This window comes from Paenibacillus sp. FSL K6-1330, from assembly GCF_037976825.1.
Lineage (GTDB): Bacteria > Bacillota > Bacilli > Paenibacillales > Paenibacillaceae > Paenibacillus_AQ.
In genome coordinates, this window is sequence record NZ_CP150269.1 from 6,261,506 (window position 1) to 6,283,245 (window position 21,740).

A 21,740-nucleotide genomic window follows, 5' to 3' on the forward strand; every position below is an offset into this window, starting at 1 on the left:
AATAGATGGTACCGATAATCCGGACTGGAATTACCAAAAACAAGAGACATCGAGTGATCGAAAAGAGTAATGTTACGCCTATCAGCGCGTGTTTGATCTTTACCTAATGATAGTCCAGCGGTCCGTTTTACGCGGTGGCAGTACCAGCGGGCTTTGCGTGGTGGCGCTTTTGCCGTGGTGGCAGTACCAGTGCTCCGATTTAGTGATTGCCCCTCCTACCTCTCTACAAAAAAAGAGGTTATTGGAATATTGATGCAAAAGTGCACTTCTCCCCGGACTAAATCGCGCTCTTTTAGGAAAAACCTACGAAAGTGCAAGCTTTTTCGACCCTATGAGCTCCAAACAAATTGATGATTTCGTCACGATCGAGCTCGTTGACAAAATAAATTAACTCGAATTAATTAAGTTAACGAATAGAGCATATCTTTTATGAACATCCGCGATATCCTCTTGGGGGAATTAAAAAAAGCCAAAACCAAAATCGCCCTCTATGAAGCTGGTATTTCATTCACTCATGACCGCATGTTTAAAGATGTGCTGCTCGATGACTTTTGCCGGATGGCAGGAACCTCGCGCGTCACCTTTTTCAAATTTTCCGGTAAAAAGGAGGATTTGCTTGTCTACTATATACGGGTCTGGCTGACCTACCGTATCATCCAAATCGGGCGGCAGCGCCTTCGGGGATTCGAAGCGATACGCTCAGTGCTCCGAAGTCTGGCGGAAAATACGCGCACAAACAAAGGCATCATGCCCAGCCTGATCGCTTTTTTATCCGAGATGGATATGCACTGCAAAATTGCCGGAGCTAAGCCGGGCCGAATTCCCCGGAGATGAACACCAAATTCATGTAGGTATCTCCGTAAAAAAGCACCCTTCTTTCAGGCGAAGCTGCCGTTAAGAAGAGTGCTTTTTTAGTTAAGCTACGTCCGTCTTATCTACGTTACGGAACGAGAGATAAGCAATCAGGAGACCGATAACTCCCAAGATCAACGGTATCGTTATATTTGTGCTAAGCGAAAGGCCCTGGCTGTTGTTGCTGACTAAGACCACGATAATGATCGAGGATACGATCGTTGTCGGTACGGATTTTTTTCGCATCCCGAAGAATAGGGGAATGAGGCTGAGGCACGCTGCTGACAATGTTTGGATCAACAATTGGATCCCCGTATGCAGTAGTACGCCGGCCTCCAGTTTTCCCGGAATAAACTGAAAATGGCTGTTCAGAGCCAGAATGGATATACAGATAATAAAAGTCGAGATGAGCATCGCTCCAAACGTAAGAGCCAGAGCCAGCAGCATTTTCGCCATGATCAGTTTTTTACGCTCGACCGGGTACGTAAACAATAAGCTGATCGTTTTATTTTTGTATTCCTCAATAATAAATCTGCTTAGCAAGACTGAAGCAAACACGATAAATACCGCACGGGAAAGTAGCCCCGCTATCGATAACGCATCGGCGAAACTCCCGAATGCAGGACCTCCGCCCCCCTCCGTGTAGGCTATATCGGCGAAACTCCCGAATGCAGGATCTCTGCTCCCCTCCGTGTAGGCTATAAGAAATATGAAACCGGCGCATAGGATCGTTGCAATAACCGCCCCTCTAAAAAACCAGGCTAACTTCTGCTTTTTCATCTCCATCCGGATCAGCTTAAGCATACTGCTCACCTCCGCTAATCTGATGCATAAAATACTCCTCGAGCGAAGTATGCTTATGGTTTATCGATTCAATCGCCACATCATTCAGTACCAGCGCCTTGGTCAATTCCTGCTGCGTAAATTTGGACTCGTAAATGCGTATGGTTGAATCACCGACGATTTTGAAATTGCTGACTTTCAGCTGATTTTCCAGTACAAATACAGCTTGTTTGCATTGTGGGGTCACAATTTCGATATAATCTGTGTTTTCGCTGCGCATCTCATCCATAGACACTTCGCGGATAAATCTGCCGCCCTGAAGAATGCCGATCGTATCTGCAACTTGTTCGATCTCACCCAGCAAATGACTGGAGACCAGCAACGTCATCCGGTACTCCTTGCTCAACATGCGCAGCAAACTTCTAAAATCCTTAATCCCGACCGGATCAAGTCCATTGATTGGTTCATCCAGAATGAGCAGCTCGGGTTTGGTTATAATGGCGCGGGCCATGCCCAGACGCTGCTTCATGCCAAGCGAAAATTCGGATACCGATTTGCCTTGGATCGAAGTCAGATTGACCATCTCAAGCGCTTCGTTGATTGCATATTTGTTATAATAACCCATATATTCCGCATGCATCTCCAGATTTTCGATCGCCGTCATTTTATCGTAAAAAATCGGATACTCGATAATGCTGCCTATGCGTTTAAACATTTCAACCGATGAAGGCGTAAGCTTCTCTCCAAATATTTCAATTTCGCCACTGGTCGGTTTAACAAGATTCAGCATCATCTTCATCAGGGTGGTTTTGCCGGCGCCGTTTGGGCCGAGCAGTCCGTAAATCTGCCCCTGCTTGATATTCATACTGACGTCAGAGACAACATCTTTGCCTTTATAGGTTTTGCTGACATGGCGGGTACTGATGACATAACTCATTTATATTTGCCCCTCTCACTTATCTCTTGATCATAGTATAACCGCCAACATTTTCATATTTCTTGCGCAATTCTTACGAATCTCTTAAGTGTAGAAAGCGACTCGATTATAAACAATCATATCACATGGAATAAAAAAGACCGGTTCACTCACAACCAGTCAGATTAATATGGTCCAAATTGGTGCTGCTATTCGAATCTCGCGAATCCGGAAATTGCCCTTTCAACGCTGGTTTATAAAAGCTCATTAAAGTTTGGAGTGCATGTTCGGAAGCGTAGTTATCTTAGCTTGTAGCTGCAGCTCCTACCTGTTGTACCGGTAAAACCGAAAAATTCGCTAAAGACGCACCAATTCCGACAACGCCTGCAACTGCAAAGGAAACCCAAATTTATGTTGTGACCTAACTTCATCAACCTCACTAAAAATGCTTGCAAACAAATACCAGACCTGATCATGATTATGGCAAGCCTGCTACGATGATGACACTTAATTTTTGAACAGAATTTCGCCCACCTGTGTGGAGATGTTGAGCGTTGCACTTTCGGATTGAGCCTTACCAACATATCCATGGAGTTCTTTGGAAACAACCTTTGTGGTAATTGTTGATTTTTCAAGAGCAACCTGATTATAGATAGTTCCTATTTTTGTTGATAGATTTACATATAGAGGTGCTGGTTGATCAGGTAGAGCGAATTCGACGTTACCAACGTTAGTAGATATGTTACTGCTTTCCATACCAATTACATCCGTTACAGTAATGTCGCCGGAAATTCCCTAGCAACTCTTACCTTATTTGCTCTACTGCTTCAGATTTTTATCCAAAAACTTGATCATTGTATTGAAGAAATCGATCAAGTTCTCTTCGTTGGTAAAGCCATGTCCTTCATTATCCTTGACCATATACTCCACTTGCACGCCGCGTTTTTTGAGTGCTTCGACAATTTGGTCGGATTCTGCTTTGTTCACCCGCGGATCATTCGCCCCTTGAGCCACGAATAATGGCGTTACGATCTTATCGACGTGGAACATCGGCGAAATTTGCTTCAGCATTTCTTTGTCCTTTTCGACATCACCGACACGTTCGTTTAAGAGATTTCTCATGGTCTCCCAATACGGTGGGGTCGCTCCCAAGAACGAGAGCATATTCGATATGCCTACATAATCAACAGCAGCAGCATACAATTCCGGCGTTTTCGTAATGCCCGTCAAGGTTGAGAATCCGCCAAACGATTGGCCATAAATACCAACTCGTTTCGGATCAGCAATCCCTTGCTGAATCGCCCACTTCACACCGTCAGTAATATCATCTTGAATTTTCAATCCCCATTGTTTATCTCCTGCATTCATAAAGGACTTCCCATACCCCATGGATGCACGGAAATTCATTTGAAGTACGGCATACCCGCGGTTTGCGAGCAATTGTGCTTCCGGGTTGAAGCCCCACGTATCACGTGTCCACGGCCCACCATGCGGATTAACGATCATCGGCAGGTTTTGAGGCTTTTTATTTTTCGGTAGAGTTAAGTAACCGTGAATCGTTAATCCGTCTCTGCTCTTGTAAGAGATCGGGTACATATCAGCCATCTGATCTGGTTTAAGCCACGGACTCAGATTACCTAAGGATGTTAACTCACCGGATACGCTATCATAAAAATAATACATCCCGTAAGTCTTGTCATTCGAAACACTAACGATCACCTTCGTCATATCCTCGTTATAATCGTTTAGCCCGATTTCACTTTCACTGACGCCAAGCTTCTGCTGCATCTTACGGTACATCGCCTCGAATTTATCATCGAAAAACTCCAAATGCGCTTTATCTGTCACATAGATAGCCGCCAGCATTTTATCTTGATTTTTGTCGTAATATGCTCCAGTCACATCAACTTCCGGATGCTGATACAGAACTTCTTCCTTACCCTTTAAATTCAGCTTGACGAGCGCCGTCTTGTCCCGACCGTTATTGGAGACCGCATAGATCGATTTACCGTCTGCCGAGAAACCAAGCGGATTTATCGTATCCCCAAAATTTAACGTAACCAGCGGTTTGAACGCCTCTTCCTCCGTATCGCGGTACAACAATGTACTTACGACACCGTCGCTTTCAGAAGCGAGCCGAATCTTACCTTGGCGATCAGCTACCCATGCCGTAATGTTCCCTGGGTTTTTGGCGATCAGCTTCGTTTCCCCTGTCTTTACATTCAATTTATATACATCGAAGATGGTAGCATCTTCTTTATTCATCGAGATTAGAATTTCGTCTTTCACACCAGATAAATCGCTCACGAGTTGAACACTGACCTTACCGTAAGGCGTCAAATCCACTTCCTTATTGCCATTAAAAGTGGACGAATACAAATGGAAATTCTCGTCTCCGCCCTTATCTTTGCGATATAGAATGTTATCGCCTTTCCAGAAGAAGCCAGCGATATCGCGATCCTTCGAGCTTGTCACGCGAATAGGCTCACTTTTCTCTCCAATTTTCTCTACGAACACATTGGAACGGTTCTCCCAAGTACCCGCATAAGAAAGATACTTGCCATCTGGAGAAAGCTCATACCCAAAGCTGCCCGGATTCCGCAAGAAGTCTTCCACGGAAATTTGTGACACACTTCTGTCGTCCATTGTGGATAGCATTTTATGGCTGTAATTTTTAAGCACAACAGCCGCTTGAGCTACAGTCACTGGCTGATCTTCGTGTAAGCTTCCATCTGTATCCCCTTGAATGAGCCCAAGTGCCTTGGCGCTTGCCGCATATTCGGCCAAGCTCGTTTCTCCCTGTTCCTTACCGAGTGCTCGCACCATCATGCGTGCCATCTCGCCGCGTTTGATCGAAGCGTCAACGGAAGTGAATTCTCCTTCCTTCAACCACCCTTTCTCGGAAGCAACCTTCATCGGATCGATGCCATGTTGATAGGTAAGCGATACTACCGCATAGCGGATAAATTCTTTAACAGAAATCTCTTGATTTTGTTGTACCCCTTTGTCAACAATTCCCTTCGTTACGAGTGTCTGTACTCCATCTTGATACCATGGTGCTGCCTGTTTCGCTCCATCCTGTGCCATGACTGACACGGAAACGGATACGGCCATAATAGCCGCAACCGCTGTGGAGACTAGTCTTTTTCTTGCATTCATGATTTAAGTTTCCCCTCACTACTGGTAGCGTTACCCTAAATTTCTTAGGGAATTCGCGTAAAAATATCAAATATACTCTACCAAGTTAACGAATATCGATCTGATCAATTTTGCGAATCACCATGTATCCGACCACTATTCCAAGCACGGCTAGTAGAATCGAGACGACTTCCTGCCCTTGAAAAGCCTTGGTCAATCGAATCGTTCGTACTATATGCTCCATAATCTTTCCTCCTCTCGCTCTCTCATAACGATATCTTACAGGACGTCATCTTCTTTTTTCTTTCTTTACTCTTACGAATTTCTTAAGCTGACTCTATGTGCGATGATGCTCATGAAAAACTAGCGTATACATCATTCAAACACATGATCGAGATACCGGAGCCAGCAATCCGTTGGGATCATTGCAGAAGTTTATTCAGAAGTCAGTTCCTCGCTAAGTATTTGGTAGCTGCAAGGCGGACGGCAGGTTTCACCGGAGCAGATGGACAATTATCTTCATGAACTGCTTAATAAGGATTTATTCTGGAAGTAGAGAAACGCCCAGGAGAATGAAGCCATACCTGCCAGCAGCACCTAACTCGTCAAATTCTAGTACAGAATAGGTACAGATCCGCGTCAATAACGGAAAGTTATTGAAATCCCTTATATCAAACAGAAAACCCTCTGATGCCAGCCATTGTAGCGTGACATCAGAGGGTTATTTCACTATTTATTTACAGCTACGATTTACGCTTGGTTCGCAGCGTTAGCGAGCTTCTTCTTGCGTCCTATTACTAATGGAACAGTTGGGGATGTGTTGTAATAAACAATTGCTACATATACTTCCGATGCTAGCTTTCCTTCGGAAAGCTTTTAGGCGAATGCAGCAAATGCCTCCAAGTAGCTTTTTCCCCAAAAATCTTTCAGCTTCGTAAGAATCGATTCCGTCTCCTCCGCTACTTTCGCTTTTTGTCTAGCACTAATATGATGTTAAGAAGCCGCGCTACGATAGCTTCTTTAACGAGATCGTGAAAACGGTCCGTTCATACGGCTTGCTTGCGACGCGAATTTCCCCGCCCATCAGCTCGATCAGTCTTTTCGTAATCGTCAGACCCAAACCGCTGCCCTGGAATCTTTTATTCCTTGAATCCTCCAGCGTATACATCCGCTCGAAAATAAGCTCCTGATCCCGTTCATGAATACCTTTGCCTTTATCCCAAATGTCGATAAGCACCCGGCCCTGCTCATCCCGCAGCTTCATGCCGATCACCTTGCCCTGTGAACCATAACGGATCGCATTGCTCAGCACATTGTTTAATGCGCGGTTTAGTCCCTCTTCATTGCCCCATGCATAAAGCGGCGTTTCCGGAATATCGATGTCAGCCTGCAACCCTTCGGATTCGATCAGATCATAAAACATCAGCATGCTGTTTCTGGAAATTTCATTGATATGTATGCGGGTCAGGGGCATCTCCTTATCCCCCGATTCCAGCTTGGCCAGGTCAAAAAAACGGTTGATCAACTCTACGATCTCTACAGTCTTCGTATGCACCTTATCCAGTAGCCGCTCCCTTTCCTCCATTGGCAAGTCGGCCTTCTGGTTCAACGTTTCGATATAACCGAGCACCACGGTAAGCGGCGTCTTCAAATCATGCGATATGTTTGCCAACATCCGGCGCATCGCGATTTCTGTACGCATAAATCCTGTCTCGGACTGCCTGGTTTGCAAAAGCAAGTGATTGATAGCAATCAACAGTCTACGATATCCTGGATCCTCCGTAAAAAGCAGCAGTTGCTCCTGCGAGGACGAATCCTCAATCGTATTCAGTTTATCGATGATGTAGCCGAGCTGCTTAGCTCTTTTTTTCCGACCCATCCACTGCATCACATTCAGCAACGCCAACATGATCACAACAATCAGCAGAACGGCAACCACTAAAATTCCCCCAAACGGTAGCCGATGCCCCACAGCGTTTTGATGTACTGCGGATCGGAGGGCTGATCTTCAATTTTGTCGCGCAAACGGCTCATATGCACATTAATGACATTTTCATCGCCGAAATAGTCGTCATTCCAGACGGATGTGAAAATGTGCTGCTTGGTGAATACCTTTTTCGGATTCGTCATAAACAGCTTTAAGATTTGCAGTTCTTTGGCCGTCAGCTTGATCTCCTGGCCGTTTTTGGTCACGGTCAAATGATCCAGATCCATCTCTAGTTCATGGACCCGGATGATTTTATTTTGCTCAGTTGGGGGTGCTATTGCATAAGCCGTCACGCGGCGGATAGCGGCCTTCACTCTAGCCGTCAGCTCAATCATCGAAAAAGGTTTCGTAATATAGTCATCCGCGCCAAAACCAAGGCCGAGCGCCTTGTCCACTTCCCCATCCTTTGCGGATACGATCAGTACCGGCACATGGCTTTTCTCCCTGACTTTTTTAAGAAAATCCATACCGCTGATCTTGGGCAGCATCATATCCAGCAGTACGAGGTCATAATCTCGTTCGGCAAACCGCTCGAGCGCCTCCTCTCCGTCTTTGGCAAGCACCACCTGAAAACCTTCCATCGTCAAATAGCTCTCTACCATTTCGCCAATCGAGCTGTCATCCTCTACAAGAAGTATGTTCGAAGCCACGTCATTCACGCCTTTCTTTTTACGTCCATAACTCTAATATACTGGAAACAACGGCTCCGAGGTATATTCAGATTCATCTTCAAATAACCGCTCAAACTAAAATAACCCCACAAACTGATCTGTTGCAGCCTTGCGTACCGCCGAGTGTCGCATGAAGCACGTGTACAAAAATACAAATCGAAGGCTGCATGACCCGCATCTTTTAAATGTGAGGGATGCACAATGGACGCTATTTTAGAACGTTGTTGCGGTCTGGACGTTCATCAACTCATGCCAGCTCTTGGGCGGGGGGATGTCCAGGCAACCATGAGAGTGCTGGCAAAAAGAAAAGTTCTCGCATTCCTAAGGGCAAACGCATGCTCAAAGCGGTTTTATGCCAATGCGCATGGTCGGCCTCCATGACCAAAAGCTCTAGAATGCGGGCATTTTTTGACCGGATCGTCAAACGATAAGGGAAGACGGATTGTAATATGAAGTGCGACACCTAAAACAAAATGACCCATGCTGGTTTCGTGTAACATATTCCATTCGACTGATTCCTTCCATCCGGCTAAAGCCTAATTAGTTTCTAATGACTTTGTGTTAATACTTTCGTTCCATAAAAGAAATAGACCGCCCTTGGTCAGGATCACGGTCTATTTCTGATCGAATTCCTATAGTAAGGCCGCTCTTATGGCGGTACGCTGTACTCGGGGATCGTGTTCGCGCACGGTCCCTCTTCCATTCTACGCATGAGTACGGCTCTTCCGCAGATTCCGGTTCATTCTATCGCCCTTAGTGACCGGACTGGTGCGTCTTTGATTGTTCCTGCGCATGTGCGCTGCCGGATAGATTCAGCAGAACGACCCCCGCGATGATCAGCAGGATCGAGAATATTTTCAGACCATTAATCTGCTCCGCAAAGAACATATAACCGATGACGGTAATGATCATGATGCCAAGTCCCGACCAGATCGCGTAAGCTACGGATATTTCAATCTGCTTCAAGCTCAGCGTCAGGAAGCTCAAGCTGCAAATATAGAACACCACCAGCAGCACGCTGGGCAGCGGTTTGCTGAATCCCTCCGACAGCTTCATGTTCAGTGTCCCAGCCACTTCAAATAGAATAGCCAAACTTAAATATAACCAATGCATAATCTCAAGACTCCTCCCGTTTCTCTGCGGCAATGCCGAACAATAAGATGTCCATGACGGACTGCAGCAACTCCCCTAGCGGCAATTGATGCTTCACCGTTGCCCTCGAATCATAAATCTGATGGAGCGAGCCGAGATACAGATCAATGAACAGCGGCATATGAATTCGTTTGATACTTCCCTCGGCCATCCCCTGCTCCATCAGCTCAGTAACAATGCCCCATTCCTCTCTGAAAAAGGTGTCCAGCTTCTCCCACTGCGCATAAAGCGAGCGCTTCAGATCCGGCAGCATTCCCAAATCCATCTTCTCCATCTCCTGCGGCAGACAGATTAGAATCTGATGAATCTTCTCCAGAACGGTAAGCTCCTCATCCCCCGCAATTTCATGTTCGCGCTGCTGAATATGCCGGATCATTCCGTCGATGATATGTTCGACAATCTCTTCCTTGGATGAAAAGTGCTCATAGATCGTCCGTTTACTAATTGCAAGGCCGCGGGCCAGATCACTAACCGTAAAAGTAAACCCCTGCCGCTGAATTAAGCGGATCGTTTCATTCAATATTCGCTCGCGCAAGTGAACAAACTCCCCTTCTGGTACTAAAAATACTTTACCGGTACCATTAGTATTATAACGCCTCCATCGGCATAAAATCCAGACATGATTTCTATAAAATATACGTGAAGAAAAATGCGATCGTGCACTTTCTCAAGAGCCGGACCGCCGCTTAGCAGGCTAGACCCTCTGGAGTTAATCTGATCTCATAAAAAAAGAGCCTGCTTACATACCGTAAGCAGGCTCTTATCCAGAAAACAACCCTTTAATCAAACCGCACGTCGCCAATGCCGAACCAAGGAAAATTTCCGGCCGCAGCATAGGCGCAGAACGCGGCAGCTGTCAGTAATCCGACGACCAGAAGATCGTAGCGGGAATAACGAGACGGGTAATAATACGTTCGGGCCTTCGCCCGGTCTCCGTCAAATTGCTTGGCCTCCATCGCAGCGGCTACCCGATGGGCCCGGCGGATGCTCTGCGCCAGCAGCGGCACCACATACAGTCCTGCGCGATTCACCATGCCGCGAATCCCGCGAATCGGGCGAACTCCTCGCACTTTCAAGGCTTGGCGGCGGATTACATATTCCTCCCACACCATGGGCAGCAGCCGGATCGAAGCCATGAAGCTGTAGGCATATTTGGGCGCCAGCCTCAGCTTCTGCATCAGGCTGTAGAATAAATCCACCGAGGACGTTGTCGTAACGAGCAGCAGTCCCTCCGAAGCAAAGGCAATTCCTTTAAAGCCCAAATGCAGCCCCCGGTAGAAGCTTTCTTCCGATACCCGGAACAATCCCCACTCCCACCAGATCGTCTCCCCCTTACCGAACAGCATCATGGAAGAGGCGGACGATATGAAGGCAAGCAGAAACGGAATAAAGAACAACAGCATTTTCCACGGCTTCACCCCGCTGAGCACCACCAGACAGACCATAAAGATAAGCGCCTGATACAAAACAAAATCAAGATCATGGGTTAACACCGTCATGAAAAACAGCGCACAGATCAGTCCCAGCTTCACCACCGGATTCGCCCGGTGCAGCCAAGTGATCCGCACGGGGTTCCATATATTCATGCGTTCACCCCCGTGAGGCGTTGATCGGCCGCGGCTAAGATACCCCGTGGGACGACAGCGCCCTTCACTCCCTTAGCCGTCTGCTCGGATGCAATCCCGCCAGAGCAGCGCGGGGAAGGCATGCTCGAGGTCAGCCGTCCCTCCCGGATTTCCCATATATGCGTGGCAACCCGCTGCGCTATCTCCATTTCATGCGTCACCATGAGAATGGCGGTTCCCGCGCGGCGCAGCTGCTCGCACATCTCCAGAATCGCGAACGTATTCCGCGCATCCTGCCCGAAGGTTGGCTCATCCAGGAGCAGGACGGACGGCTGTCTTGCCATGGCCGTAGCCACGCTCAAGCGGCGCTTTTGGCCTGTCGACAGCTGGTACGGATGCCTAGCCTCCATGCCCTTCAGTCCAAAGCGTTCAAGACAGCGGTCGGCCTGCGCCTTCGCTTCCTCCGGCGGCACATGATCCACCAGCAGCGAGTAAACCACCTCATCCCCGATGCGCTCCGTCAGGAATTGAAGCTCCGGATTCTGAAACACGAATCCGATTTGGCGCAGCTGCTGCTCTCTCTTCTTTCGCACCTTCCGGCGCTTGCCCTGAATGACCTCTTCCCCGCAAAGCACATAGGTCCCTTCGGAGCGCAGCAGCCCCATCAAACTTAACAGCAGCGAGCTTTTGCCTGCTCCGTTCGGCCCTACCACCGCAATGAATTGTCCCGGAAACACCTCTGCCGAAGAGAGCGTGATGACAGGTTTATCCCATCGGAACCCTCTGAAATCCGCCAGTTGAATGACAGGCTCCCCTCGCTGAGCGTACGTCGGAGCAGCCTCATGTACAAGATTACCCGACTCATCGTCAAACACGTCGACCGGAGCGAATAACTCTCTGCCCGCCCGGGTCTGCGCGTAACCTTCCCATACGCCGGGATACCAGATTCCATAAGCTTGGAGTTCCCGCTCATATTCAGCGAATATCGCTGCTGGGGGACCTTCGCCCAGAATCACCCCATCCGGGCTGAACAGCACGACACGATCCACATATTGGGCCATTTCTTCAATCCGGTGCTCCACGATGATCAGCGTACGCCCTTCCGAAACGGCCTTCACCGCGGACCAGATTTGCTCCCTGCCTTCCGGGTCGAGCAGCGCAGACGGCTCGTCAAGCAACAGCACTTCCGGCTCCAGCAGCAGAGCCGATGCCAGCGCAAGTCGCTGCTTCATGCCTTGGGACAAATGCCCGATCGGCATATGGAGCTCCTCAAGATCAAGCCCCACCTCGCGCAGGGCCGCTTGCATCCGATCCTTCATCTCGTCACGAGGGACACTTAGATTTTCCAGTACGAAAGCCAGCTCTTCATCCACGTACGGCATACAGAACTGGGTATCCGGATCTTGAAATACATAACCCCAAGAGCGTGGAATCAGCTGGGCCTCGCATTTCATCGGCACCTCCGTCGCGCGGGGAATCATCCCGCTAAGCACCTGCAGCAGCGTGGATTTGCCACAGCCGCTCGGACCGAGCAGCAGCACCTTCTCCCCGCGGACAGCCGAGAAGGAGAGGTCTTTGAACATCAATCGCTCCTCGCCCGGATACTTCAGACGCAATCCCTCTACATACACGGCCGGTTCCGGAAGCATCTCAGCAGACTGAGCCGGAACCTGGCTAACCGTGGCATTAGACATGGCGCGGATCATCCAGTGCTTCGTAATCCTTCTTCGACGCAGGACGGAGCAGGGATGTCACGCCCGTACGGTCGAGCGCTTTAGCCAGCAGGAGCATAAGAAGGCCTGCAATGACAGCGCCGCTAAGTACCCGCATACCGTATTTAGCGAGGAACATCCACGTCTGCAGGTCATCCGTATAGCTGTAATAGAAGTCCATGATCATCGAGCCGATGGCTGCACCGGCACCGGCAATCGCCAGCGTCCACGCCGAGGTGCTCCGATAACGGAACGCCGCGAATACCAATTCAGCCCCCAGTCCTTGAATGACGCCATACAGCAGTAGGGTCAATCCCCAGCCGCTGCCAAACAGCACTTCTACGTGGGCCGCCGCCACTTCCGCGATAATGGCCACTCCCGGCTTCCGGATCAACAAGTAAGCAAGCGTGGCTGCAGCGAACCACATGCCGTATAACAACTCATCCGCTTCAAAGAACAGCGGTTTTAACAGATTGTAAACCGAACCCCAGAAGTGATAAATGACGCCAAGCACCAGTGATACCAGTACCGTAACCAAAATATCGCTTAACCGCAGTCCTTTTCGGGGCTGAACCCCCAACTTCTCTTGCACAGACGTTCCCATAACAACACATTCCCCTCTCCACCTCTATTTTTGTGTAAACACAACAAAAAACCGTCTGGAAAAACGCGCAGACGGAAAAATAGGCCCTATGTAGGCAGGGTCGGATATTCTCTACGCTGGCATTACCCAGTTCAGATTAACGGTCAACAGCGGATAGCAGCTGCAATCTCAGCCTGATTCACTCAAGCCCCCGTATTCCTATTCGGTTTTATGTTAACTTTAAAATACACATTCACTCCGGAATAAGCAAGAACCTTTTTTCAAAAATGGCTATTTATTGATTTCCATCTCATTCTATGTCAATATCAGAGTGATTGGCTTTTCCACCAACGTTTATTGCTGACACCTATGTACAAAGGAGAATGACATGGCTAAACAATTGCTGCGTCTGATGACTGAGCTGTCTTCCCGCAAGTGGCTGTCCCGAATCATGGGGCATTGTTCCCACAGCCGGCTGAGCCGTCATCTAATACCTGCATTCATACGAATTTATCAAATTCCGGCGCACGAAGCGGAGAAAGAAATCAACGAATACCGCTCACTGAACGAGTTCTTTTCCCGCCGGTTAAAAATAGGCCTCCGCGCCATAGATGACACCGCCGACGCCATGGTAAGCCCAGTCGATGCCACAATTTCGGCAATGGGCGTCGTCAACGCCGGTACCATTCTGAGCGTTAAGGGACAGGATTATACCTTGAGCGAGCTGCTCGCGAAATCACCGAGAATGGAAAACTACATCCACGGTTATGCATTTGTATTGTATTTAAGCCCGACCGACTATCATCGCATTCATTCCCCGGTAACCGGTGTTCAGGCGGAAAGCGAGCATTTGAAGGGACGCGTTTACCCCGTGAACGATTTTGCGATGACCCATATCCGGAATGTGCTCAGCCGCAATGAGCGCCTCATTACCTATATTGCGCATGAGTTCGGCGAAGTCGCCGTCGTGAAGGTCGGAGCCATGAACGTAAGCAGCATCCGTTATGCTGACGAGAACGTGAAAAAATACGAAATCGGCGATGAACTCGCGTACTTTGAATTCGGCTCTACAGTTGTACTTTTGACGGAGAACGGCACGTTTACCCCTCGCGGTGATCTGGAACCCGGCTCCAAGGTGAAGATGGGAGAACTGCTCGGTTTGCTTCACCCGTCCCCATCCAGAAAAGGGTGATTCCATTTACCTTACCAAACATCGCATGACAAGTTAAGGCCATGAATCATTCGCTGCATGCATGATTAACGCCGACCCAGCATCCGATAAATGATCCGCTGAAACAGCCGATCCGGCAGTACGCCCTTGATCCATGCGATCACCCGCGTGCCTCGGGGCAACATATAGCGGAACCTGGGCTTAGCCATGGACGCAATTTTTGCCACAAGCCTGGCTACCTCCTGCGGATCCCCGCTTCCCCTGGCTGTCCGCTCGGAATAGTCCAGCACGCCCTTCAGCAGACCGCTGTAGGGTGATCCTTCCTTCACCGTAAGCTCCCCAAAGCTTTTGTTCCAGATCGGCGTACCATAGGCACCAGGCTGGATCAGCACGACATCAATGCCAAAGGGCATTACTTCCATGGACAGGCTTTCGCCAAACCCTTCCAGCGCAAATTTGGAGGACGCATAGGGTCCATAACCCGGAAATCCGACCACGCCGCTAATGCTGCTCATGAGAATGATTTTGGATTTTTCGGTTCGCCGGAGCAGCGGCAGCATATGCTGTGTCACCGATACGGTCCCGAAAAAATTCGTCTCCATCTGCTTTCGCCAGCCGCTAAGCGGCACTTCCTCCACCATGCCGCCTACCGCCTCCCCGGCGTTGTTCACCAGCACGTCCAAGCGGCCATACCTTTTCTCTAACTCCAAGGCAGCGGCCTTGACTTGTCCCTCGATGCAGATATCCAGCTGAAATACGTGAATACGCTTGGCAACATCGGCTTGTTCGGCTCGGGCCAACAGTTCTGCAGCCGCCTCCGGCCTGCGCAGACCCGCTGCCACGTCATAACCTGCTTTTGCCAGCTCCAAGCTGATGTGCAGTCCGAACCCGCTCGACGCGCCCGTGATCAGCGCAACCTTTCCTGCTCCTGCCGTTACCACCGGATCACCGCTTGCTCGGCCAATGCCACTCTCTCCATCACACCCATCACCCTTCCGTTTTCGAAATGCCTGCCCGGCCATTTTTCTAACCCTGCGTTTAGCGCTTTATGCTTACTCCTAATATAACAAAATTTCGCAACGTAATCAGAGCCCCTATCCATATGTGCATCCTTTTACAACGTAATCAGACAGAGTCCCTATCGATATATGTATCCACTAAATAGCCCCACAAAGTGGAGCCTATGCTTCGATGCTTATTCCAAATACTTTGCGGGGACCCTAAAAACATATCGAAAAAAGGGAGCCATTTAGCTCCCTTTTGCGTTCATCCAGAGAAAAGCGTATATGATAACGGGATTCAACGTCACCCGTATGTAGGCCAGGTTTCATTTAAAACCATACATCCTGATGATCCTGAGTCGTTGTCTTCATGCGGCGCAAGCGATTTCTGAAAATAGCGCAGCCACCACGACTGAAGAAACGTCCACGCACCCGTCTTCTTGGGCTCATTCCTCTCTCCCCCCTTCATAAAATAAAACTGTATCTCGTTTTTTACCCTAAATCGCTTGCTATGAAACCATTAACCCCTCCTACCAATCAGGTAAGTTATGGAAGGGCGAGGAAATCACCGAATCTCGGATGGGCTCTTGCCCGTATACTGCTTAAATTGCCGGCTAAAAAAGAAAATATCCCGGTAACCCAGCGCGTCAGCTACCTCCGTTACGTTCATGCCTTGGTGCAGCAGCAGATGCTGCGCTCGCTCGATCCGCATCTGAATGATGTATGATTGCACCGGCGTGCCGATCAGTTCCTTGAACTTGATCGAGAAGTAACGGGGGGACAACCCCGCTCTAGCGGCCAAATCTTCTACCCGATGGGGAACCCCCGGGTGCTGACGGACATAATTCGCGATTTCATGGATAGCCTCTGACAGCTGATTGCTTGCTTTTTTGACCACCGGCTCAGCAAGATCTGAACGCAGCAGATGAATCATCAGCTGTTTCAGAATAAGCTGCCCCTCCTCCAATGATCCATAGGGCTTGTCCAGATACAAACGCACGTAGCGCGCGAGCAAATATTCAAAATCCATCGTTTCCGTCAGCTTGCGATAGGATGCAGGGATATGCTGCACCGGGTCGGCCACATCAAAATGGATATATGTCAATACGAGCGGTTTCTGCGGATTGTGCGTCGCACTCGTATGATCTCCTGGTCGGAACAGGAAGCAGCTTCCTTTTCCCACAGCAAAGGGCTCGTCATTGAGCTCGACCGTGCCTTCACCGCTCCATACATAGAACAAATCATAATTCTGCATGGGTCTTTCGCGTTTTTGCCATTTCCAGCCTGGCTCACATACGATTTTGGCAAGCGCAGACATGATTATAAAAGAAGACGGCGATGCATTTAGCATCACGTCATAACCCCCTCATCTCATTCAAAAATTGACCTCTTTTCCATCATACCCGTTTTTTATGTTTTTTGCATGTCCAGCCATGCCTGCGCAATCCGGGTAACCCCTTCTTCAATGCTGGCTATGTCCAGATGCGAGAAGCCAAAGCATGCGGCAGGCAATCCGGGTATACGATGATATACCGATGCATCCCGAAACATGACACCGCGTTTGCGGGCAGCTTCTTGGAACTGGGCATACTCTTCCTCGGAGCGCAGCCAGTTCGCATAAACATGCAGGCCGGCATCGCCGGGATGAAGACGAAACAGTTCGGAGGCATGCGTATCCATCGCCTGGCGAAGCGCCTCATACCGTGCGCCATACAGTCGAGTCATTCTTCTAAGATGCCGACCGTAACCCCCTCGCACAATAAAGCGCGCCAGCGCGCGCTGCTCCAATACGGCTGGTGAGATCGGCTCGTACAGAGCCTTAGCCTGCACAACCGCCTCAACCAGGCTTGGGGGCAGCACGGCATACCCGATGCGGAGCCCGGTGAACATCGTTTTGGAGAACGAACCGACAAAGATGACACGTCCCTCGTTATCCAGCATTCGCAAGGGCTCAATTGGCTTGCCGCCCCAGCGGAACTCGCTGTCGTAATCATCCTCGATAATAAAGGCCTGACGGCTTCGCGCCCAATTCAGCAGCGCCCGTCTTCGCTCCAGCGGCAGCACCGCTCCCGTCGGGTATTGACGGCTGGGGCTTACGACAAGCAGACTTGCGTCCCAGTCACGCGGTATCAATCCGGTATCGTCTACCGGGGATGGCAGCGGAATCCCGCCACTCAGGCTGATGCCCCGATAGATTCCTTGATAGCCGGGATCCTCCATGACCACCTGATCGCCAGGATCAACCAGCAGCTGAAACATGAGGACTAACCCCTGCATGGATCCGCTGAAGATCACGATCTGCTCGGGGTCGGCCTGGATTCCCCGCGTAAAACGCAGGTGTCCGGCTATCGCCTGGCGCAGTTCGAGGTCTCCCTCCGGCGGCGCTCCGTTCTGCAGCTCGACTCCCCCGCTTCCACCTGCATAGGATAACGCGCTCCGCCACTCCGAATACGGAAAATCCTCCATGGGCATCCGTGCATTCGCGAATGAGATTGTACCTGGGGGAGGTTCTCTCAGCAGCATCTGTGCCGAGGTATAATCCCCGCTTTGGCTCACCAGTCGTTGCCCCCAAGTAGAGAGCACCGGCGCTCCCTCGGCCAGCGGCGGCTGGTCTATCATGGCAATCCCCTCTGCTACGTAAGTTCCGCTGCCCTGCCTGGACACAACATAACCTTCGGCCATCAGCATGTCATAGCTCTGCGCGGCCGATCCTCTGGACACACCATACAGCTTGGCCAGCTCGCGTGTGGCGGGAAGGCGGGTTCCTTCCGGCAGCTTGCCGCTATGAATGGCAGCGCGAATCGCGTGGTATAGAGCCAAATATTTATATCGATATTGTTCCACATATGTCTCAAACGGCAATCCCAGCTCCATCATGACGACTCCTATCATTCTTGATATAAAATTGGACTATATAAATTACTCTAAATTGGCGCTTTTTCCTTGTCAATATTCATCATAAACTGTTATTCAAAATGATAGGGGGAGCGTTTAACCATGAGAAGAGACGAGTTTGCGATGGAGGATCAACAAGAGATCGAGGATTTCCTCAGCGGCATAAGCTTTGGTTTCCTTGGAACAGCCGATGAAGAGGGGATTCCGCGTGTAACGCCATTGAACTTTGCCTATGTTAACGGAGCGTTCTATTTTCACGGCAGCCGAATGGGTGAAAAAATGGATCATCTGCGCCGGACGCCCGCCGTGTGCTTTACCATAGCTGATGAGTATGCCCTCATCCCTTCCTATTTCTCCGATCCGGAGATGGCCTGCCCGGCTACGGCCTACTTCAAAAGCGTAACGGCGATCGGCGAGGTGGTGATCGTGGATGATCTGGAGGAAAAGGCTCTTGCGATGGAGGCACTGATGACAAAACTGCAGCCTGAAGGCGGATACCGCGCCATTGACGCGAATGACCGGGCTTATATCCCCAGACTGAAAGGGGTAGCGGTCATCAAACTCGCTCCGCAGCGAATGAGCGCCAAGTTCAAGTTCGGCCAGAACCTGAAGCCGGATTCGCTTCAGACCGTAGTCGAAGGGCTTGAATGCCGGGGCAAAGAGCGGGATAAAGAAACCGCCGGACTGATATGCAAGTATCATCCTGGACCGCGTTAAAGCATTACAATTATCCGTGACGGTTACTGGGCTAAGTGGTATAATGTTAGGCAATGAAAACGTAAAGGCAACTTGTCACCTACACTTACCTTAACCAAAAGTATTCGGAAGGAAGGAATCAGTTCATGAACCCATTGGTTGGTCAATTGAATGGAAAAATGCAAGCCGGCAATCCGCATGTGTATGACATGCTCTCCACACTCGGCAAAGAAATCTACTTCCCGAAAGAAGGCATCCTGAGCCAATCTGCGGAAGCGACGAGCCATGCGAAAAAATATAACGCTACGATCGGTATTGCAACCGAAGGCGGAGTCCCGATGCATCTGGGCGTCATCCAGGACAAACTTTCGGCTTACCAGCCGAAGGATCTGTACCCGTATGCCCCTCCAGCAGGCAAACCGGAGCTGCGCTCCGTTTGGCGAAACAAGATGATTCAGGAGAACCCTTCGCTCGAAGGCAAAAGCTTCAGCAATCCCATCGTCACGAATGCGCTGACGCATGGTCTTAGCATCGTAGCCGATTTGTTCGTGGATGAAGGGGACGCCGTGATTTATCCCGATAAGAACTGGGAGAATTACGAGCTGACATTCGGCATTCGCCGCCATGGCATTCATGTAACCTATCCTCTCTTTACGGACGATATGAAATTTAACGCCGAAGGACTTCGTCAGGCTCTGCTCAGCCAGAAGGATAAAGGCAAAGCGGTTGTTCTGTTGAACTTCCCGAACAACCCGACGGGCTATACGCCTGGCGCTCAGGAAGGGGCTGCCATCGTGTCCGCGATCCAGGAAGCGGCCGAAGCCGGCATGAATATTGTCGTCGTTACGGATGATGCGTATTTTGGATTGTTCTTTGAAGATTCGCTGAAGGAATCGCTCTTCGGACGTCTGGCAGGCCTTCACCCTCGCGTGCTTCCTGTGAAGGTCGACGGTGCAACCAAGGAAGAATTCGTATGGGGATTCCGTGTCGGCTTTATCACGTATGCGGCAGAAGATAAAGACGTGCTGGACGCACTGGAGCAAAAAACGCTCGGCATTATCCGGGCAACGATATCCAGCGCCTCCCACCCTTCGCAAACCTTTGTTCTGGAGGCGCTGAAGGCGCCGGAATTCCACGAGCAAAAGGAAGAGAAATTCGTTATTATGAAGGGCCGCGCCAACAAAGTGAAATCCATTCTCGACAGCGGCAAATACGGCGATGCATGGGAATATTATCCGTTTAACTCCGGCTACTTCATGTGCCTGAAGCTGAACACGGTAAACGCCGAAGAGCTCCGTTCCCATCTCATCCATGAGTATGGCGTAGGAACCATCGCCCTAGGCGAGCATGATCTCCGGATCGCCTTCTCTTGTATTGACGAGGAGTATTTGGAAGATCTGTTCGATCTGGTCTATAAAGGGATTCAAGACCTGCAGAAAGCTTAATGATAAGTGGTATCTGAAGAAGATATAAGCTCCAAATAACGAGAACATTAAACTCTTCAGCCCTCTCACTTCCCTACAGGAAGTCGGGAGGGCATTATTTATGTTCTGCGACATTCCTAAAATACACCGTTTATGCCGCCAAATATCCGACCTAAAACATTAAAATAGATCATGATAAAAGACTATATAAGGGCTATAGGTAAAACGACTACAAATTGCATTTTATTTTTAGGAATGATAAGTAATAAAACTAAGATCATCATTAGATATACTCCCATAAGCCATGGGATTAAATAGTAATGAGTGTGAATGGGTAAGTAAGCATGACGTAATTCAAACCCTTCTGACAGCAAAGCTGTGATGGGAAGCGCCGAAACCATATGAGAAAACAATCCATTTCCACGCGCATACCACATAATATAAGCGCAAACAGGAGATATCACCGCGCATATACCCCAAAAGACAATGGCTCTCTCTGGGAAAAAGTGTAGAAAAAGCACGGTGTAAGCATAATAAACGGTAAGCATGGATCCAAAGAAGACGAATACTTTTACAGCTGCTATTTTGGGCGAATAGCTGAACACCGATAAAAGCGCGGCAACAAATACCCATATGCCAAAACGTCCACCGATATTGTCAAATATGGGGTTAATACCCGGTGCATCCACAAGTTTTGCTGCTAAACCCAAAATAGCTCCGATTATCATTGCACTTACTATTGAAAAGACTTTTTGTTTTGTATTTGATTTGTTCTGCACTCTAATCTGATTCAACTTATGATATATTTCCATTTCTCCCTCCAATTTTCATGATTATTTAACATCCTAACATAAGTGAAAGGCCCCTTCTTGCTGTTAGAAGACGCTCCATGTACGAATCGTTCCTCCCATCGCTGATATGAACGAGACCTGTCAAATAGCAGTTTGTAACTCCCTTGTTTTCCCAATCCCCTTTATACAAGAGAGGGTGTAAAAACTGAACTAGAAGGCAAAAGCTATCAACGGTGAGCAGTCTGATATCCGCGGGTTTTGTATACCGCATGTTTTCTCTCCGTCTGCAGAGAGTGCACCACGAACTGTTGTCGTGCGTCGTTTCCTTTGGAGGGATGGCACATAGCGATGGACGTGGATTCTCTCTTACGGCTTTTCCCTTTGCCTTCTAACTCAGTTTTTC

Annotated in this window: 20 protein-coding genes, 1 pseudogene and 1 riboswitch; of the genes and pseudogenes, 5 read left to right on the forward strand and 16 right to left on the reverse strand. The window is 49.2% G+C overall.

All coding sequences use genetic code 11. The features are described 5' to 3' along the window. Nucleotides 1-429 precede the first annotated feature (429 nt). A complete protein-coding gene (locus NYE54_RS28590) occupies nucleotides 430-834 on the forward strand; it encodes a hypothetical protein (protein ID WP_339267908.1) in 405 nt (134 codons plus the stop codon). Between the two features lie 81 nt (nucleotides 835-915). Here NYE54_RS28590 and NYE54_RS28595 read toward each other — a convergent pair whose 3' ends face one another. From NYE54_RS28595 to NYE54_RS28625, 7 genes and pseudogenes are all read right to left on the reverse strand, one after another. After that, nucleotides 916-1,656, reverse strand: a complete 741-nt coding sequence (locus tag NYE54_RS28595; RefSeq protein WP_339267909.1) for an ABC transporter permease — start codon at nucleotides 1,654-1,656, stop codon at nucleotides 916-918. Continuing rightward, entirely contained in the window at nucleotides 1,649-2,572 is a 924-nt protein-coding gene (locus NYE54_RS28600; protein WP_339267911.1) for an ABC transporter ATP-binding protein, read from the reverse strand. Before NYE54_RS28600 ends, NYE54_RS28595 begins: the two co-directional genes overlap by 8 nt. A 486-nt stretch (nucleotides 2,573-3,058) precedes the next feature. Further along, a pseudogene (locus NYE54_RS28605) lies at nucleotides 3,059-3,340 on the reverse strand (hypothetical protein); the annotation flags it as partial. A 30-nt stretch (nucleotides 3,341-3,370) separates the two neighbouring features. Further along, nucleotides 3,371-5,710: a S9 family peptidase gene (locus NYE54_RS28610; RefSeq protein WP_339267913.1), complete on the reverse strand. Its 2,340-nt coding sequence runs from the start codon at nucleotides 5,708-5,710 to the stop codon at nucleotides 3,371-3,373. An 85-nt stretch (nucleotides 5,711-5,795) separates the two neighbouring features. Further along, on the reverse strand, nucleotides 5,796-5,933 hold the full coding sequence (locus NYE54_RS28615; protein ID WP_339267915.1) for a hypothetical protein: 138 nt from the start codon (nucleotides 5,931-5,933) through the stop codon (nucleotides 5,796-5,798). Between the two features lie 762 nt (nucleotides 5,934-6,695). Then, nucleotides 6,696-7,628 (reverse strand): sensor histidine kinase, encoded by a 933-nt coding sequence (locus NYE54_RS28620; protein ID WP_280530279.1) that lies wholly within the window; start codon nucleotides 7,626-7,628, stop codon nucleotides 6,696-6,698. After that, nucleotides 7,628-8,278, reverse strand: coding sequence for a response regulator transcription factor (locus NYE54_RS28625; protein ID WP_244878861.1), 651 nt, complete (start codon nucleotides 8,276-8,278; stop codon nucleotides 7,628-7,630). Before NYE54_RS28625 ends, NYE54_RS28620 begins: the two co-directional genes overlap by 1 nt. 263 nt (nucleotides 8,279-8,541) lie before the next feature. Between NYE54_RS28625 and NYE54_RS28630 the strand changes: the two genes are divergently transcribed. Then, complete coding sequence (locus NYE54_RS28630) at nucleotides 8,542-8,778, forward strand: transposase (RefSeq protein ID WP_100539193.1); 237 nt, start codon at nucleotides 8,542-8,544, stop codon at nucleotides 8,776-8,778. A 322-nt stretch (nucleotides 8,779-9,100) separates the two neighbouring features. Here the strand turns inward: NYE54_RS28630 and NYE54_RS28635 are convergent, their stop codons facing one another. The 5 genes from NYE54_RS28635 to NYE54_RS28655 form a co-directional block, all read right to left on the reverse strand. After that, on the reverse strand, nucleotides 9,101-9,460 hold the full coding sequence (locus NYE54_RS28635; protein ID WP_339267918.1) for a multidrug efflux SMR transporter: 360 nt from the start codon (nucleotides 9,458-9,460) through the stop codon (nucleotides 9,101-9,103). A gap of 4 nt (nucleotides 9,461-9,464) precedes the next feature. Next, on the reverse strand, nucleotides 9,465-10,034 hold the full coding sequence (locus NYE54_RS28640; RefSeq protein ID WP_339267920.1) for a TetR/AcrR family transcriptional regulator: 570 nt from the start codon (nucleotides 10,032-10,034) through the stop codon (nucleotides 9,465-9,467). Nucleotides 10,035-10,278: 244 nt separating this feature from the next. Beyond that, nucleotides 10,279-11,085: an energy-coupling factor transporter transmembrane component T gene (locus NYE54_RS28645; protein ID WP_339267921.1), complete on the reverse strand. Its 807-nt coding sequence runs from the start codon at nucleotides 11,083-11,085 to the stop codon at nucleotides 10,279-10,281. Further along, nucleotides 11,082-12,758 (reverse strand): ABC transporter ATP-binding protein, encoded by a 1,677-nt coding sequence (locus NYE54_RS28650; RefSeq protein ID WP_339267923.1) that lies wholly within the window; start codon nucleotides 12,756-12,758, stop codon nucleotides 11,082-11,084. The genes NYE54_RS28645 and NYE54_RS28650 overlap by 4 nt, the downstream gene beginning before the upstream one ends. After that, nucleotides 12,751-13,380 carry an ECF transporter S component gene (locus NYE54_RS28655; RefSeq protein WP_076324794.1) on the reverse strand — a complete coding sequence of 210 codons (630 nt, stop codon included), beginning with the start codon at nucleotides 13,378-13,380 and terminating at the stop codon, nucleotides 12,751-12,753. Before NYE54_RS28655 ends, NYE54_RS28650 begins: the two co-directional genes overlap by 8 nt. A 91-nt stretch (nucleotides 13,381-13,471) precedes the next feature. Further along, a riboswitch (TPP riboswitch) is annotated at nucleotides 13,472-13,584 on the reverse strand. A 163-nt stretch (nucleotides 13,585-13,747) separates the two neighbouring features. Here NYE54_RS28655 and asd point away from each other — a divergent pair. Next, nucleotides 13,748-14,551: an archaetidylserine decarboxylase gene (gene asd, locus NYE54_RS28660; protein ID WP_339267925.1), complete on the forward strand. Its 804-nt coding sequence runs from the start codon at nucleotides 13,748-13,750 to the stop codon at nucleotides 14,549-14,551. A 65-nt stretch (nucleotides 14,552-14,616) separates the two neighbouring features. Here asd and NYE54_RS28665 read toward each other — a convergent pair whose 3' ends face one another. The 3 genes from NYE54_RS28665 to NYE54_RS28675 all read right to left on the reverse strand — a co-directional run bounded on the left by NYE54_RS28665 (nucleotide 14,617) and on the right by NYE54_RS28675 (nucleotide 18,405). Next, nucleotides 14,617-15,552 (reverse strand): SDR family oxidoreductase, encoded by a 936-nt coding sequence (locus tag NYE54_RS28665; RefSeq protein ID WP_339267927.1) that lies wholly within the window; start codon nucleotides 15,550-15,552, stop codon nucleotides 14,617-14,619. Between the two features lie 544 nt (nucleotides 15,553-16,096). Beyond that, nucleotides 16,097-16,882: an AraC family transcriptional regulator gene (locus NYE54_RS28670; RefSeq protein ID WP_076324797.1), complete on the reverse strand. Its 786-nt coding sequence runs from the start codon at nucleotides 16,880-16,882 to the stop codon at nucleotides 16,097-16,099. Nucleotides 16,883-16,941: 59 nt separating this feature from the next. Beyond that, nucleotides 16,942-18,405 carry a PLP-dependent aminotransferase family protein gene (locus NYE54_RS28675; RefSeq protein WP_339267929.1) on the reverse strand — a complete coding sequence of 488 codons (1,464 nt, stop codon included), beginning with the start codon at nucleotides 18,403-18,405 and terminating at the stop codon, nucleotides 16,942-16,944. A 123-nt stretch (nucleotides 18,406-18,528) separates the two neighbouring features. On the opposite strand from NYE54_RS28675, the gene NYE54_RS28680 reads away from it, so the two are divergent. Together NYE54_RS28680 and NYE54_RS28685 are read left to right on the forward strand one after the other, a co-directional pair. Further along, nucleotides 18,529-19,143, forward strand: a complete 615-nt coding sequence (locus NYE54_RS28680; protein WP_339267931.1) for a pyridoxamine 5'-phosphate oxidase family protein — start codon at nucleotides 18,529-18,531, stop codon at nucleotides 19,141-19,143. A 125-nt stretch (nucleotides 19,144-19,268) separates the two neighbouring features. Further along, nucleotides 19,269-20,567, forward strand: coding sequence for an aminotransferase class I/II-fold pyridoxal phosphate-dependent enzyme (locus tag NYE54_RS28685; RefSeq protein WP_339267932.1), 1,299 nt, complete (start codon nucleotides 19,269-19,271; stop codon nucleotides 20,565-20,567). Between the two features lie 182 nt (nucleotides 20,568-20,749). On the opposite strand, the gene NYE54_RS28690 is transcribed toward NYE54_RS28685, so the two are convergent. Beyond that, nucleotides 20,750-21,358, reverse strand: a complete 609-nt coding sequence (locus tag NYE54_RS28690) for a hypothetical protein (protein ID WP_339267933.1) — start codon at nucleotides 21,356-21,358, stop codon at nucleotides 20,750-20,752. Between the last annotated feature and the right edge of the window lie 382 nt (nucleotides 21,359-21,740).

Bases quoted from the DNA above. Each gene is read 5' to 3' on its own strand.
- NYE54_RS28635 (WP_339267918.1), bottom strand. From the start codon at position 9,460: ATGCATTGGTTATATTTAAGTTTGGCTATTCTATTTGAAGTGGCTGGG.
- NYE54_RS28650 (WP_339267923.1), bottom strand. From the start codon at position 12,758: ATGTCTAATGCCACGGTTAGCCAGGTTCCGGCTCAGTCTGCTGAGATG.
- NYE54_RS28670 (WP_076324797.1), bottom strand. From the start codon at position 16,882: ATGCTAAATGCATCGCCGTCTTCTTTTATAATCATGTCTGCGCTTGCC.
- NYE54_RS28630 (WP_100539193.1), top strand. From the start codon at position 8,542: ATGCACAATGGACGCTATTTTAGAACGTTGTTGCGGTCTGGACGTTCA.
- asd (WP_339267925.1), top strand. From the start codon at position 13,748: ATGGCTAAACAATTGCTGCGTCTGATGACTGAGCTGTCTTCCCGCAAG.
- NYE54_RS28625 (WP_244878861.1), bottom strand. From the start codon at position 8,278: ATGGTAGAGAGCTATTTGACGATGGAAGGTTTTCAGGTGGTGCTTGCC.
- NYE54_RS28690 (WP_339267933.1), bottom strand. From the start codon at position 21,358: ATGGAAATATATCATAAGTTGAATCAGATTAGAGTGCAGAACAAATCA.
- NYE54_RS28590 (WP_339267908.1), top strand. From the start codon at position 430: ATGAACATCCGCGATATCCTCTTGGGGGAATTAAAAAAAGCCAAAACC.
- NYE54_RS28595 (WP_339267909.1), bottom strand. From the start codon at position 1,656: ATGCTTAAGCTGATCCGGATGGAGATGAAAAAGCAGAAGTTAGCCTGG.
- NYE54_RS28645 (WP_339267921.1), bottom strand. From the start codon at position 11,085: ATGAATATATGGAACCCCGTGCGGATCACTTGGCTGCACCGGGCGAAT.
- NYE54_RS28675 (WP_339267929.1), bottom strand. From the start codon at position 18,405: ATGGAGCTGGGATTGCCGTTTGAGACATATGTGGAACAATATCGATAT.
- NYE54_RS28685 (WP_339267932.1), top strand. From the start codon at position 19,269: ATGAACCCATTGGTTGGTCAATTGAATGGAAAAATGCAAGCCGGCAAT.
- NYE54_RS28665 (WP_339267927.1), bottom strand. From the start codon at position 15,552: ATGGCCGGGCAGGCATTTCGAAAACGGAAGGGTGATGGGTGTGATGGA.
- NYE54_RS28655 (WP_076324794.1), bottom strand. From the start codon at position 13,380: ATGGGAACGTCTGTGCAAGAGAAGTTGGGGGTTCAGCCCCGAAAAGGA.
- NYE54_RS28615 (WP_339267915.1), bottom strand. From the start codon at position 5,933: ATGGAGCATATAGTACGAACGATTCGATTGACCAAGGCTTTTCAAGGG.
- NYE54_RS28600 (WP_339267911.1), bottom strand. From the start codon at position 2,572: ATGAGTTATGTCATCAGTACCCGCCATGTCAGCAAAACCTATAAAGGC.
- NYE54_RS28680 (WP_339267931.1), top strand. From the start codon at position 18,529: ATGAGAAGAGACGAGTTTGCGATGGAGGATCAACAAGAGATCGAGGAT.
- NYE54_RS28610 (WP_339267913.1), bottom strand. From the start codon at position 5,710: ATGAATGCAAGAAAAAGACTAGTCTCCACAGCGGTTGCGGCTATTATG.